The sequence below is a fragment of the Pseudomonas sp. FW300-N1A1 genome (genome assembly GCF_058789115.1).
Genome location: NZ_JBYTBK010000002.1, coordinates 113,997 through 127,615, shown reverse-complemented (window position 1 = coordinate 127,615; position 13,619 = coordinate 113,997). Strand labels below are relative to the sequence as shown.

Sequence of the window (13,619 nt, the reverse complement as noted above, 5' to 3'; positions counted from 1 at the left end):
GCCTACTCCTTGGCGACGCGTTTCATGTCCGCATCCATCATCATGCGGATCAGGGTCTGCAAATCGGTTTTTGGTTTCCAGCCCAACAGCCGCTGTGCCTTGGCCGGATTACCCAGCAGCACGTCGACTTCGGCCGGGCGGAGGAACGCCGGGTCGATCTTCACGAAGTCGCGGTAGTTGAGGTCGACATGTTCGAAGGCAATCTGGCACATCTCGCGCACCGTCGTGGTGACGCCTGTGGCGACCACAAAGTCGTCGGCCTTGTCCTGTTGCAGCATCAACCACATGGCCTCGACATAGTCGCCGGCAAAGCCCCAGTCGCGCTTGGCATCGATGTTACCCAGGCGCAGTTCCTGCTGTTTTCCCTGCTTGATCCGGGCGGCGGCGTCGGTGACTTTGCGGGTCACGAACTCGATCCCGCGCAGAGGCGACTCGTGATTGAACAGGATGCCGCTGCTGGCATGCAGGTTGAAACTCTCGCGGTAGTTCACGGTGATCCAGTGGCCATAGAGCTTGGCGACACCGTAAGGGCTGCGCGGATAGAAGGGGGTATTTTCGTCCTGCTGTTCGGCCTGGATCAGGCCAAACATTTCGCTGGTCGAGGCTTGGTAGAAACGGGTGTGCGGGCTGAATTGACGGATGGCTTCGAGCAGGTGGGTCACACCCAGGCCATCGACGATGCCGGTGGTCACGGGTTGATTCCAGGAGGCCGCGACAAAACTTTGTGCCGCCAGGTTGTAGACCTCGTCAGGTGCTGACTTGATCACCGCGCGCTGCACCGAGCAGGCATCGGCCATGTCGCCGTCCAGATAATGAATATCGCCTTCGACGCCCATTTCGCGCAATCGCCAACGCGAGTCGGTGCTGCGCCGTGCGACCAGGCCGTAGACCTGATAACCCTTGTCGAGCAGCAACTTGGCCAGGTAGGCGCCGTCTTGACCGGTGATCCCTGTGATCAATGCACTTTTTGTCATTCTTGTAGTACCCGTGACTCCCAGTCGGACAGGATCGCCCGCAAGGATTGTTGTGTTGTAAGTTCAGGTGCCCATCCAGTGGCCTGGTACAGCTTGGCATGGCTGCCACAGACACGACGCTGCTCTGCGCGGCGAAGACGCGCAGGGTCTTGAATCAGTTGCACATCGACCTGGGCCAGATCGGCCAGTTGCTTGATCAGGCCACGGATACTCTGCTCGACCCCGGAGCAGATGTTGTAGACCTGCCCGGGGACACCGCGTGCCAGCAATGCAAAGTAGGCAGACACCACGTCGCTGACATCGAGAAAGTCGCGTGTCACATCGATGTCGCCGACTTCCAGCTCAGGCACTTGCAGGCCCTGTCTGATCCGGCAGATCTGTCGCGCGGCGCTGGCGATCACGAAGCTGTCCGCCTGCCCGGCGCCGATGTGGTTGAAGGGGCGGGCGATCATTACCGGCCAGCCTTCGGTCATGCCCCATTGCAGGCACAGCATTTCCGCCGAGAGCTTGCTCACGGCATAGGGGTTGCGCGGGCAGGGTGGCTGATGTTCGTCGATCGGCAGGGCGCTCTCGCTGACCTGGCCGTAGACATCGCCGGAACTGACATACAGGAAGGTACCGTTGAAGCCGCGTGCCTTGAGCGCTTGCAACAGGTTCAGCGTACCCAGCAGGTTGACCTCGAAGGTGTTGGCCGGGTCACGAAAGGCTTCGGGAACAAAAGTCTGCCCCGCAAGATGGATCACCGCGTCAGGGAGTTCTGGCCACAAGCCCTCGAGGCTCTTTGGCTCGCGCAGGTCATAGCGAGAGGCAACGGGCAGCAGTTCCCAATCCGAATCGGTCGCCTTCAGGCGCGATTGGATGTGACGGCCTACAAATCCACTCAGACCTGTAACGAACAGACGCTTTTTCAAGCAATAGCCCCCAAGTAGGCAAACTTCGGCAACCCCCAGTCTTTGCTGGCTAAAACCGGAAAACAGCGCTGCTTTCTCGGAGAAATCGGGTATGCGAAGATTTTGTTGTAGTTGTTTGGACGTCAATCTGTGCCAATTGCGCGGCAATTTCAACAGGTCCGAACGTGACTGGTGAGTTCTCGTCAGAGTAGCCCGATTTATTCTCGTGCAGCTGTTCACGAATCCCCAACGGATGTGTTTAGAATGCCCCTCAGCACGATTGCCCAGCGATCAGCTCGCGGGTTATCCGACCCTGCGAAGCTGACCACAAAAACAAGAACGTAGACGGGCATGCAGACGATGGACGAATACCGGTATGCCGGGTTCGATCCATGGCTGGACCGTCATAAGAATGAGGCTGCCGGGATGGCGGTTTCATCGTGGGATGCCATGAATTTCATTCTTTATTCAGACGTGAACGACCGCTCGATCAGCCAGAGTCTCGGCCGTCCCGAATACAGCTATTACTTCGTCCTCAAGGCCTATCGTCCGGTCCTTGAGAGCCTTGGACGGGTTCATGTGGTTGATTCGATCGGCGAGGTCGACCCGCTCTATCGACGCCTTCAAGACGAGGGCGAAGAAAGCCTGTTCCTTTCATTTGCACCGCCCCACAAGACGCCCGCCGACCTGCATTGCCCAACGCTCTGCGTGGTTGCCTGGGAGTTCGACTCGATCCCCGACGAGCACTGGGATAACGACCTGCGGCAGAACTGGAGCCGTACACTGGCCAGGCAAGGCCGCGTCATCACCTTGTCCAGCCATACCGCACAGGCCGTACGCAAAGCGCTGGGGGAGGACTTCCCTGTACTGGTCTTGCCCACACCCCTGTGGGAAACCTTCGCCAGCGTGCGCGACCAGTACCCGAGTACTCCCATCAGTCCGGGCGCGACCTTGCAGACCATCGGTTGCATCATCGACAGCCGTGCACTCGGTCTTTCAGCAGATGGCCTGGTTGCACCGATCATCCCGGAACCAGAACCCCGACCATTGGCGGAGTCGGAAACCATCGCCCAGGCACCACACCTGACCTGGCGCCGCCGGCTTTTCATTGGCAAACACTATCTGCGCGAGAGTTTACGCGAGTCCGCTGGCCAGTCGTTGCCTCGGCGGTTGTTCATTTTTCGGCATTACCTGCACCAGGCCTACGGTGAAGGCTTTCGTGATCTGGTGCCCGAGCGCCTGCGGGGTCTGATTGCCCGGGTTCGGCGTGAGCGACCGCAGGCGGTCGAGCCGGTGATCGAGGCGCTGTCTGCGCAACCGCATCCCCAAGCCAACCTGCCGGACACCACCGAACGGGTGGAGACCCAGGTCAATGGCGTGGTCTACGTCAGCGTGTTCAATCCTGACGACGGCCGCAAGAACTGGCACCAACTGATCACGGCCTTTTGCTGGGCCATGCGTGAGGTCGAGGACGCCACACTGGTGTTGAAGATGACCCAGAGCGACCTGTCCACCTATTACGTCGAAATGCTGACCCTGTTGTCGCAGTTGTCGCCTTTCTCCTGCCGAGTGGTGGTCATGCACGGATACCTGGACGACCAGCAGTTCGCCCGCTTGTATGGCGCGGCCAGTTTCTACGTCAACGCGTCCCGCTGCGAAGGCTTGTGCCTGCCGCTGATGGAGTTCATGGCCTGTGGCAAACCGGTGATTGCGCCCGCGCACACGGCCATGCAGGACTACATTGATGAGCGCGTGGCCTTTATCGTCGAGTCCAGCCAGGAGCCTGCGGTATGGCCGCAGGACACGCGCATCCTGTACCGCACCTTGCGTCATCGCCCCGATTGGGGCTCGCTGAAAAACGCTTACCAGAACAGCTACCGGGTCGCCAAAGAGCAGCCGGAGCGCTACCAGGCGATGTCTGCCGCGGCCAGCCAGCGCATGGCTGACTACTGCAGTTTCAACGTCGTGCAACAACGGTTGAAGGAATTCTTCGAGCCGACCCCGACAACCCAGAGTAGGCCGGCACCTGCTGCCGCCGTGGCGGGCACAGCACCATGCTGATCATCATTCATTCGGAAACCAACAAAAGTAACATCGTGCAGAACCTTGGGCGCCCGGAGTACAGCTACTACTTTGTGCTCAAGGAGTTCCGCCCGGTATTGGAGCGCCTGGGGCAAGTCATCGAGGTCAGCAATCCGGACGAACTGGTCGACCGCTTGTATGTGGATTGCCAACGGCGTGGCGAGGCGTGCATTTTCCTGTCCTTCTCGCCCCCCCATCGCACGCCGATGCACTACGCCTGTCCGACCATTCCGGTGTTTGCCTGGGAGTTCAGCACCATTCCCACCGACACCTGGCACGACGAGCCACGCCACGATTGGCGTGTGGTACTGGCGGCATCGGGTGCGGCGATCACTCACTCCAGCTTTACGGTCAAGGCCGTACGCGATGCGATGGGCGCGGACTATCCCGTCAGTGCCATCCCGGCGCCGGTGTGGGACCGGTTTTCCGGACGTCGCCAGGGCCTGGACCAAAAGCCCCGGGCCGAACAGGTCACGCTCAACTTGCGCGGGTTGTTGATCGACAGCCGTACCCTCGACTTGCGCCCCTATGGCCCCGAGGCGTTGCGTGACGGTCAGGCGGTAGTGTTCGACGGACCGGTGCGCGACTGTCAGCTGGTGCTCGATGGCGTGATCTATACCTCGGTGTTCAACCCTTACGATGGCCGAAAAAACTGGCAGGACATGCTCAGCGCGTTCTGCACTACGTTCCGCGATACGCCGGACGCCACCCTGGTGTTGAAGTTGACGCACCACGATATCGCCGATGCGTTGAATGACATGCTGCATCACCTCTATAAAAACCAGTCCTATCGCTGCCGGATTGTCCTGATTCACGGATTTCTCGCCGACGCGGACTACGAACGCCTGGTGGAAGCCACCAGTTATGTGGTCAACAGTTCGTTTGGCGAAGGGCAGTGCCTGCCCCTGATGGAGTTCATGTCGTGCGGTAAACCGGCCATTGCACCCTGCAATACGGCGATGGCCGACTACATCGACAGTGAGAACAGCTTCATCGTCGATTCGACGGACGAACTCACTGCCTGGCCTCACGATCCGCGTGCGGCTTACCGGACGCTACGCTACATCACGAATTGGGATTCATTGTGCTCGGCCTACAAGGCCAGCTTTGATGTGGCCTGGAACGATGAAGCGCGTTATGCGCGCATGTCGGTCCATGCGGTGAACAAGCTTGAGCAGTTCTGCAGCCAGGCCGGTACCGAACAACGGCTTCGGGAGTTTTTCACGACAGTGCTGGCCCGGGAAACCACCCCGGCATGATGGCTCGATTGCTTCGCTGGTTGCGTCCGGTGCCCGTGCCCGCCCCGGTGACTGTTCCGGTCAGCGCAGTGTCGCCCCGCGATTGCGGGCTGACCGACGCGGTGCTCGATGGCTGGTTCCAGGGCGATACGGGTGAGTTGCTCAAGGGGTTTGCCATTACCGCTGAGGACACGCTGCTGGACGTCGGTTGTGGTGAAGGCGTGGCGACCCTGTTTGCCGTGCGCCAGGGCGCATCCGTGATCTTTACCGACAGTGAACACGACAAGGTGCGTGATCTGGCCAGTCAGGTGAATGCCCAGACCCAGGCGCCGTCTCTCGGCCTGGTCAGCAACAGCCTGCCGCTGCCGTTGGCCGACGGTTGTGCGAGCAAAGTGGTGTGCATGGAGGTGCTGGAGCACGTCGATACACCTGAGCAGTTCATGGCGGAGCTGGTGCGCATGGGACGTCCTGGTGCCCAGTATCTGCTCAGCGTGCCCGCCCCGGTGGGTGAACACTTGCAACAGGGCATCGCGCCGGCAGGCTACTTTCAGTCGCCCAATCATGTGCAGATCTTTTCCCATGAGCGTTTCGCCGCGTTGGTCGAAGACGCCGGCCTGGTAATCGAGCACCGGCAGGCCACCGGTTTTTTCTGGGTCATGGGCATGATCTTCTTCTGGGCCAGCGAACGAGCGGCCGGTCGCGACCTGGGCGGTGCGGTGCGTGACAGGATCCAGCCGCCATACCCGCCGTTGATGGAAAGCTGGGCGCGTACCTGGCAGGACTTGCTGGCACAGCCCGACGGGCTGGCGATCAAGCAACTGCTGGACCGGTTCATGCCCAAGAGCCAAGTGATCATTGCGCGCAAACCGGCGACTTCGCAGGAGCGATCATGACCCACAAGCGGATCATGGACATTGAACTGCTGCGTGCCATCGCCGTGCTCGGTGTGTTGTTTCATCACCTGCAAGGCAGCCTGTTTCCGGGTTCGCAGCCTCTGTTTGAGCATCTCGCGCTGCGTGGGCAGCTCTGGTGGGGCGTGGACCTGTTCTTCGCCATCTCGGGCTTTGTCATTGCCCGTAGCCTGATACCGGCGTTGCGAGGTTGCCGCTCGCGCCAGGAATACTGGGAACAGACCCGCAACTTCTGGATTCGCCGGGCCTTTCGTTTGCTGCCGTCGGGCTGGCTGTGGCTGCTGCTGATCTTGTTGTGCAGCCTGTATCTCAACCAGTCCGGGGTGTTTGGTACCTTGCATGCCAACCTGATGGCAACGCTGGCGGGCTTCCTGCAGATTGCCAATTTCAGGTTCGCCGACAGCTTCTTCACCTACGAGTACGGGGCCAGTTTCGTCTACTGGAGCCTGTCCCTCGAAGAGCAGTTCTATCTGCTGTTGCCATTGCTGGCGCTGATCTTTCGACGTCATTTGGCATGGGCATTACTGGCGCTGGTCGCGGCACAGTTGCTGACCTTTCGCGACCCGTTGCTGATGGTGATCAGAACCGATGCACTGGCACTCGGGGTGTTGCTGGCCTTGTGGAGTGCGCGGCCTGGTTATGGGCGATGGGAGCCGACGTTTCTGCGGCGTGCGTGGCTTGGCCCATTGGTGTTACTCGGTATCGGGGCGGCCTTGAGCGTGCTGGCGACGGATCAATTCTCCCTGACCCGTTACCGCATTGGGGCAATCGCGGTGCTCTGTGCGGTGCTGGTCTGGATTGCATCTTACAACCGCGATTACCTGTGGCCACGGGGCCGGCTGAAGACGCTGCTGACCTGGGTTGGCAGTCGCTCCTATGCGATGTACTTGACGCACATTCCGGCGTACCTGTTGGTCCGCGAGTGCGGGTTCCGTCTTGAACCCTTGGGGTTGTCGCCTGCGTTGAGCCATCCAGTGTTGATCCTGGCCTGCGCGGTGACACTGGTCATTGTGCTCAGCGAACTTAACTACCGATTCATCGAGCTACCTATGCGTAATCGCGGTGCACACCTGATTGCACGCCTGAACGCTTCCCGAACGGCTGTCACGGCCCCTGGAGTCACCACATGCTGAGCCTGTTGAAGAAACTCACTGCGGGTGCTCCCGCCCCCACGCCCGTACCGCCAGAGGCGCCCGCAGCCAAGGCTGACCCCTACATGCTGGGCCTGCGCGACGCAGTCCTGAGCGGTTGGTTCAATCAGCAAACCGGCGAGTTGTTCACCGGCTTCCCGGTGACCGCCGACGACACCTTGCTGGATGTCGGCTGCGGTGACGGCGGCAACGTGCATTTCTGCGCCACTCGTGGGGCGAAGATCATCATCGCCGACATCGATGCGGCCAAGGTCGAGGCGACCCGCCTGCGGCTGGCGGATACCATCGCCCCCAGCGTCGAGTGCCACGTCACCGATTGCGCACCGCTGCCGATTGCCGATGGTACGGCGACACGGGTGGTGTCCACCGAGGTGATCGAGCACGTCGATGACCCGGCACAGTTCCTCGCCGAACTGGTGCGCGTGGGCAAGCCTGGTGCGTTGTATCTGCTCAGCGTCCCGCATCCAAGTTCCGAAGATCTGCAGAAAGATATCGCCGCTGCCGAGTATTTCCAGAAGCCCAACCACATCCGCATCATCAGCGAAGATCAGTTCAAGCAGATGGTCGGCGATGCCGGTCTCGACGTGATCAGCCACAGCCAGTACGGCTTTTACTGGTCGCTGTGGATGTTGCTGTTCTGGGAGGCCAAGGTCGATTTCAGCAACCCCGACCACCCGCTGCTCAATCACTGGGCCGAGACCTGGCAGGCGGTTCTGGACTCGCCGCGCGGTGCACAGATCAAGCAGGCACTGGATGGCGTCGTGGCGAAAAGTCAGGTGATCATTGCCCGCAAGCCATTGGCTGAGTAGGCTGATGCGCTGAGCAACAAGGGCCCTGAGAGGCTAATGCCAGTCAGTTAAGGAGAGGGGTCGCATTTGTAGGAGCGAGCGTGCTCGCGATGGACGTTAACGATAACGCGTGTTTTCTGATTAAACGCGCTGTCCTTGAGTCCATCGCGAGCGCGCTCGCTCCTACAAGGGTTGAGTTCGCTTAACTGACTGGCATTACCCTCAGAGGCCCTTTTTGCGTTTAGGGATGACCTCAGCCACAGGCCTTTATGTCAGCGACTTTTTTGCGCCGTTGCGCGCTAGTGTTCACCGCCGCGCTGCTCGGCGGTTGCCAGCAACAGGACGCACCGCCCCTCGATCAACAGCTCTACATCTGGCAGCGTCAATGGACGACGGCCCATGAAGATGCCCTGGTTCAATCGCGCCCGGACTTTTCCACCCTGCGGGTGCTGGCCCTGCAGGCATACCCGCAAACGGGCTGGCACCGGGCGCAGATCAATCCAGTGTTGCTGAAGGATGATGGCCGTCCGCTGATCGCGGTCATCCGGCTCGATGGTCAGCTCAAGCATCTGGATCAAGCCGAAGCCATGGCGCAGATCCAGCGCGTGCTCGCCCGATGGCAGGCTCAGGGGCTGACGCTGGCCGGCGTTGAGATAGACCACGATGCGGGTACGGCGCGTTTACCTGCCTATCGCGAGTTCCTCGTTGGCTTGCGCAATGTCCTGCCGGTGTCATTGAAGCTGAGTATCACCGCCTTGCCGGCCTGGCTGGACAGCCCTGAGCTTGCGCCGCTGCTGGCGGCGGTCGACAGCAGTGTGTTGCAGGTGCATGCCGTCAGCCGTCCTGAGCGGGGACTGTTCGACCCAGTGCAGGCCAGGGAATGGGCCGAGCGCTGGAGCCGAATTACTACTAAACCGTTCTACCTGGCACTGCCGGCCTACGGCATCGCATTGCTACCGGGTGACGGCGGGGCGCCGTTGATTGAAAGCGAAGTGCCAATCGAGCGCGTTGGCCAGCGTCGCGAACTGTTGGCCGACCCGCGCCAACTGTCGACCCTCGCCAGTCAGTTGCGTGCCGAGCCACCGTCCCATCTGGCCGGGTTGATCTGGTTTCGCTTGCCGCTCAAGGGCGACCGGCGCGCCTGGAGCCTTTCGACATTGGGTGCGGTGGCGCGGGGTGATCGACTGCAGAGTGAGTTGACGCTGAACCTTTCCAGCAACGACGGTCTGTACGACATCGTCGTGAGCAACACCGGCAACCTCGACGCTGCGTTGCCGGAGCGTGTGACGCTGCCGGCGACCCAGTGCGACGGGGTTGATGCACTCAACGGCTACACCGTGCAACTGACGTCGGGTGTGCTCGGTTTTACCCGTCTCAAGGACGGCCGATTGCCAGCCGGTGCCGAACGCACCCTGGGATGGGCCCGCTGCGTAACTATTGATCAAGGAGGCTCACATGTATTCCCGTAACTGGCCGCGTCATTTGCTTGCTTTCAGCCTTTGCCTGCCTTTGGGTACGGCCATGGCCTGTGGGCCGGATTTCCCGCTGCGTTTGCTCAGTGACCGGGCGCAGACCCTGGGAGAGTTGCCGGAGGGCAGTTTCCAGTTCGAGGTCAATCGCCTGGGTAAAGCCATTGCTGGCCTCAAGCCGGCGGTGGAAGGCACCGTCAACACCGATTACAGCAGTGATGAAGATCCTCATGTACAAGCGCGAAACCTGGCCGAACAGCAGGGTTTGAGCGACGTTCAGCGTGCACAAGTGGCGCAGCTGCGCAGACTGCAAAGCGCGCAACAGGTACAGGCCGAAGGAGCCGGCTTGCCGCCGGAACTGAGCCTGTACACCGCGGGTGCCGTGGCGTTCAACGCGGGCGAGCCAGGCGTGGCTGCGGAGTATTTTCGTCAGGTGCTGGCATTGCCCGCCGACCAGCGTGCGCTGCGCAGCACATGGGCTGCGTACTCGCTGGGCCGGGCCCTGTTTGCCGTCAGCCAGGAGGCTGGCGACCTTGACGCGGCTGTTCACCAAGACCTTCTGCAACAGGCACGACAGGCCTTTGTACAAGCGCGTCAGTTGAGCATCGACGGCTTCAGCGATCCGCTGGAGCTGGGTATCGCCAGCCTCGGCGAAGAGGCACGACTGGTGCGTCAGGCAGGGGACTGGAACAGCGCCATCGAGTTGTACGCGGCCCAGAGCCGGCAAGGTTCGCCCGTGGGCTACAGCTCCCTCAAGCAGTTGGTGGAAGAGCTCAATGCAATGCCTGAGGCGCAACTGAGCGAACTGCTCAAGGGCAAAGCCGTTCAGCACCTGGTCACCGCAGCCCTGATCAGCCATGTCGGCTGGTCTTACGGTGAACAACCGCCGGCGGAGCAGAAGATGATCAAGACGCTGGTGCGCAGCACCACGGGCAGCCTGGAGAACGCGGATCGCCTGGCCGCGCTCAATTATCAGATTGGCGACTACGCCAGCACCAAGACTCTGCTTGAGCACGCAGGTGACGGCGGCCTGGCCTGGTGGCTGAGGGCTAAAATGGCGCTGCGCAATGGCGACAAAGCGGCTGCCGTGAATGCTTACGCCAACGCTGCCAAAGCCTTTCCGCAGGACGAAGACTGGGGTTATCGCGGCACCTCGGATGGCGACTATGAAACTTTGAAACCTGGCTGCCGGGTTGACGGTGAGCGTGCGTTGTTGGCGCTGGAGCGCGGTGATTATCTGCAAGCTTTCGAGCAGCTGTATCGCAGCCAGGACCTGTATTGGCTGGATGCGGCGATGGTGGCCGAACGAGTGCTGACAGTCGACGAGCTCAAGCAGTTCGTCGATCAACAGGTACCGGCATCTGCGCCGCTGACCCAGCAGGAGCGCGATGATTACGTACCGCTGTCCGTTGCTGCACGCTTGCGGGATTTGCTCGGACGACGGTTACTGCGTGAGCAACGCTACGACGAGGCGCCTCAGTACTTTGCGGATCCACTGATGCAAGGGCTGGCCAGGGAGTATGGTCGCTTGCGTGAAGCCGCCGAGACGGGGTGGTGGCCGAGCCGTCGGGCGGAGAACTATTTCAACGCAGCGTTGATAGCGCGCAACAATGGAATGGAGTTGCTGGGTTACGAAATGGCTCCGGATTACACCACGTTTGACGGCAACTTCAGCCTCGCAACACCTGAGCTCAAGGTCGGGCCGCTGATCAGCGAGGCGGAGGTGAAACGTCAGCAGGCCAGCGCCGCCAAACCGGATGAACGCTTCCACTATCGCTACGTCGCAACGGGCTTGGCCAGCCAGGCGGCCGACTTGCTACCCCACAGCAGTCAGGCGTTCGCCGCGGTGTTGTGTGCTGCAGCCGGTTGGGGCACCAGCCTTGAGGAAGAGAAGGCCTTCTATCAACGCTACGTGAAGGAAGGGCCGTATGTGGATTGGGCAGTGAACTTCGGTCATCAATGCCCTTATCCCGATTTCCAGAGCGCCGATAAACGTTATGTGACCCAGGCTCTGGCACCGGTACGCAGTGCATTACGGCCTTACAAGCTGTGGCTGCAGATAGGTGCTTTGCTGGCGTTTACCGGGCTGGGCCTATGGCTGATCAACCGCCATAAGCGCAAGGCCAGGTAGGTTCACGCCTGCTGGGCAAAGGTCAGGCGCAGCGCAAAACCGATCAGCAGGCTGCCAAACAGCCATTGCTGAACGCGCTGCGCCGACGGGCTGCGTGTCAGCCAGCGGCCGAGCCCGGCGCCGATCAGCGCGTAGGCACTGTCGAATAGCAAACCGACCAGCACCAGTACGAGGCCCAAGGCTGCGAACTGCGTCAGCACCGGGCCGGCTTGCGGGTCGATGAACTGGGGTAACAGCACGGAACAGAACAGCAGGGCCTTGGGGTTGAGCAGGTTGGTCAACAAACCGCGCTGGATTGTCTCGCGCCAGTCCACTCTCGACGCGCGGGTGCCATCGGCGTTCAGGTTCGGCAGCATGTTCGAGCGCAGGCATTGAATCCCCAGCCATAACAGGTACGCAGCACCTGCCAGGCGCACGATGTCGAAGGTCCAGGGCGCGGCTTTGAACAAGGCCGCCAGGCCCAGCGCGGCGAGCGCTACGTGACACCCCCGGGCGATCGCCAGGCCGATGGCGGTGGCCAATGCGGCGGCCTTGCCCTGTCTGGCGCCGGTTTGCAGGAGCAGGATCATGTCGGGGCCTGGCAGCAGATAGACCACGGCCAACGCCAGGAAAAACAGCCAGAGCTGCGTCATGTCACACCCCATTCGATTGCGATTACGTGAGCAAAGTCTAGGGCCGAAGGGCAGGGCAGGTGGTTGCGTAATGAAGCGTACAAGCCGCTAGAATTGGCAGCTTCTGCCATTCGATGCAAAAAAACCGTCAGGAACTGCCAAATCATGAAACTGGATGCTTATGACCGCCGAATTCTTGCCGCGCTGCAACGCGACGGACGCCTGAGCAACGTGCAATTGGCGGACGAGATCGGCCTGTCGGCTTCGCCATGTTTGCGCCGGGTACGGATGCTGGAAGAGGCCGGGGTGATTCGCGGCTACCAGGCCAACCTGGACCGTGACGAAGTCGGGTTGGGGCTGACGGTGTTTGTCGGGGTCAAGGTCGTACGGCACAACGATGAAGAAGCCGAGGCTTTTCGCCTGGCGGTGACCGCGCTGCCGGAAGTGATTTCGGCGTTTCTGGTGTCGGGTGAGTCGGACTTTCTGTTGCAAGTGGTGGTACCTGACTTGCGCGCATACGAGAGCTTTCTCACCGGCAGCCTGCTCAAGCTGCCGGGGGTGAGTGACATCCGCAGCAACTTCGCAATCCACACGGTGAAAACCCCAGGGCCATTGCCGCTGGGGCATTTACCGAGCTGAAGTCTGGTTAAAACTGTGTCGCCATACCTTCGACATTCATCGCCGCCTGACGTAATGCCTCGGAGCGCGTCGGGTGTGGGTGGCAGGTCAGGGCGATATCTTCAGCCGAGGCTGAAAACGCCATGGCGACACAGTATTCGCCGATCAATTCACTGACGCTCGGTCCCACAAGGTGTACGCCCAGGCCTTTGGTAAATGGCCGCCGGCCGATAGCCACCAACCCGTAGTCGGTGTCGATCAATTGCGTCGCGCCACCAGTAGTCGGTTCTACACTTAATTGCACCCCGGTGGGGGAGGTGGTGGTGCCCGTGATTTTCAAACCGAGCTTGAGTGTGATGCCCTGTTTGCCGAGGGAACGTTGCAGGATCTTACCCGCCTCAGCATCAACACCCGGACAAATGCGCTCCAGGTATTCAACCACCGTGACCTGGGCACTTCACTGAGTAACAGGGCGCCGGTGGAATCGAGAGTACGCTGGTTATCGAGGGTCACACCGGGCAGTGGTGTTGGCTGCGAACCGGTAGCAATGATGATGTCCTTGGCGCTCATTTCCGTCCGGGCCCCCAGGCTGGTAGTGCTCAGGCAATATTATGATCGTGGTATTTGTCCTTCAAAAGTATTGAGTCAAGACATCGGTACCTGCGAAATCTTGGTCGGGAGGTCTGCCCTCAACAAAATATTCACGCACACCGTTATATCGTAACGATATACGCTGCGTGCAGCGGTCTGATGTCG

11 protein-coding genes and 1 pseudogene are annotated in these 13,619 nt (G+C 60.7%); 8 read left to right on the top strand and 4 right to left on the bottom strand.

Annotated features, from left to right (window positions below; all coding sequences use genetic code 11):
- Positions 1-2 precede the first annotated feature (2 nt).
- Complete coding sequence (locus AC3WQN_RS02885; protein WP_103398596.1) at positions 3-974, bottom strand: GDP-mannose 4,6-dehydratase; 972 nt, start codon at positions 972-974, stop codon at positions 3-5.
- Positions 971-1,885: a GDP-mannose 4,6-dehydratase gene (locus tag AC3WQN_RS02880; protein WP_103398595.1), complete on the bottom strand. Its 915-nt coding sequence runs from the start codon at positions 1,883-1,885 to the stop codon at positions 971-973. Before AC3WQN_RS02880 ends, AC3WQN_RS02885 begins: the two co-directional genes overlap by 4 nt.
- 429 nt (positions 1,886-2,314) lie before the next feature.
- On the opposite strand from AC3WQN_RS02880, the gene AC3WQN_RS02875 reads away from it, so the two are divergent.
- The 7 genes from AC3WQN_RS02875 (at position 2,315) to AC3WQN_RS02845 (ending at position 11,634) form a co-directional block, all read left to right on the top strand.
- Positions 2,315-3,925 (top strand): glycosyltransferase, encoded by a 1,611-nt coding sequence (locus tag AC3WQN_RS02875; protein WP_103398695.1) that lies wholly within the window; start codon positions 2,315-2,317, stop codon positions 3,923-3,925.
- A complete protein-coding gene (locus AC3WQN_RS02870) occupies positions 3,919-5,205 on the top strand; it encodes a glycosyltransferase (protein WP_103398594.1) in 1,287 nt (428 codons plus the stop codon). Before AC3WQN_RS02875 ends, AC3WQN_RS02870 begins: the two co-directional genes overlap by 7 nt.
- On the top strand, positions 5,202-6,077 hold the full coding sequence (locus tag AC3WQN_RS02865) for a class I SAM-dependent methyltransferase (RefSeq protein WP_103398593.1): 876 nt from the start codon (positions 5,202-5,204) through the stop codon (positions 6,075-6,077). Before AC3WQN_RS02870 ends, AC3WQN_RS02865 begins: the two co-directional genes overlap by 4 nt.
- Positions 6,074-7,228, top strand: a complete 1,155-nt coding sequence (locus AC3WQN_RS02860; protein WP_103398592.1) for an acyltransferase family protein — start codon at positions 6,074-6,076, stop codon at positions 7,226-7,228. The genes AC3WQN_RS02865 and AC3WQN_RS02860 overlap by 4 nt, the downstream gene beginning before the upstream one ends.
- The gene (locus AC3WQN_RS02855; RefSeq protein ID WP_103398591.1) at positions 7,222-8,055 is read left to right on the top strand and encodes a class I SAM-dependent methyltransferase; all 834 of its coding nucleotides are present in this window, start codon (positions 7,222-7,224) and stop codon (positions 8,053-8,055) included. Before AC3WQN_RS02860 ends, AC3WQN_RS02855 begins: the two co-directional genes overlap by 7 nt.
- Positions 8,056-8,303: 248 nt before the next feature.
- Positions 8,304-9,503, top strand: a complete 1,200-nt coding sequence (locus AC3WQN_RS02850) for a DUF3142 domain-containing protein (RefSeq protein ID WP_103398590.1) — start codon at positions 8,304-8,306, stop codon at positions 9,501-9,503.
- Positions 9,490-11,634, top strand: a complete 2,145-nt coding sequence (locus AC3WQN_RS02845; protein ID WP_103398589.1) for a hypothetical protein — start codon at positions 9,490-9,492, stop codon at positions 11,632-11,634. The genes AC3WQN_RS02850 and AC3WQN_RS02845 overlap by 14 nt, the downstream gene beginning before the upstream one ends.
- 2 nt (positions 11,635-11,636) lie before the next feature.
- Here the strand turns inward: AC3WQN_RS02845 and AC3WQN_RS02840 are convergent, their stop codons facing one another.
- The gene (locus AC3WQN_RS02840; protein WP_103398588.1) at positions 11,637-12,266 is read right to left on the bottom strand and encodes a LysE family translocator; all 630 of its coding nucleotides are present in this window, start codon (positions 12,264-12,266) and stop codon (positions 11,637-11,639) included.
- A 144-nt stretch (positions 12,267-12,410) separates the two neighbouring features.
- Between AC3WQN_RS02840 and AC3WQN_RS02835 the strand changes: the two genes are divergently transcribed.
- On the top strand, positions 12,411-12,884 hold the full coding sequence (locus AC3WQN_RS02835; RefSeq protein WP_103398587.1) for an Lrp/AsnC family transcriptional regulator: 474 nt from the start codon (positions 12,411-12,413) through the stop codon (positions 12,882-12,884).
- Positions 12,885-12,891: 7 nt separating this feature from the next.
- On the opposite strand, the pseudogene AC3WQN_RS02830 reads toward AC3WQN_RS02835, so the two are convergent.
- Positions 12,892-13,448: pseudogene (locus AC3WQN_RS02830) on the bottom strand (FAD-dependent oxidoreductase); the annotation flags it as partial.
- Positions 13,449-13,619: the final 171 nt, after the last annotated feature.

Excerpts from the sequence above, each read along its gene's own strand:
- AC3WQN_RS02885 (WP_103398596.1), bottom strand. The coding sequence starts at position 974 with ATGACAAAAAGTGCATTGATCACAGGGATCACCGGTCAAGACGGCGCC.
- AC3WQN_RS02875 (WP_103398695.1), top strand. The coding sequence starts at position 2,315 with ATGAATTTCATTCTTTATTCAGACGTGAACGACCGCTCGATCAGCCAG.
- AC3WQN_RS02870 (WP_103398594.1), top strand. The coding sequence starts at position 3,919 with ATGCTGATCATCATTCATTCGGAAACCAACAAAAGTAACATCGTGCAG.
- AC3WQN_RS02865 (WP_103398593.1), top strand. The coding sequence starts at position 5,202 with ATGATGGCTCGATTGCTTCGCTGGTTGCGTCCGGTGCCCGTGCCCGCC.
- AC3WQN_RS02860 (WP_103398592.1), top strand. The coding sequence starts at position 6,074 with ATGACCCACAAGCGGATCATGGACATTGAACTGCTGCGTGCCATCGCC.
- AC3WQN_RS02855 (WP_103398591.1), top strand. The coding sequence starts at position 7,222 with ATGCTGAGCCTGTTGAAGAAACTCACTGCGGGTGCTCCCGCCCCCACG.
- AC3WQN_RS02850 (WP_103398590.1), top strand. The coding sequence starts at position 8,304 with ATGTCAGCGACTTTTTTGCGCCGTTGCGCGCTAGTGTTCACCGCCGCG.
- AC3WQN_RS02845 (WP_103398589.1), top strand. The coding sequence starts at position 9,490 with ATGTATTCCCGTAACTGGCCGCGTCATTTGCTTGCTTTCAGCCTTTGC.
- AC3WQN_RS02840 (WP_103398588.1), bottom strand. The coding sequence starts at position 12,266 with ATGACGCAGCTCTGGCTGTTTTTCCTGGCGTTGGCCGTGGTCTATCTG.
- AC3WQN_RS02835 (WP_103398587.1), top strand. The coding sequence starts at position 12,411 with ATGAAACTGGATGCTTATGACCGCCGAATTCTTGCCGCGCTGCAACGC.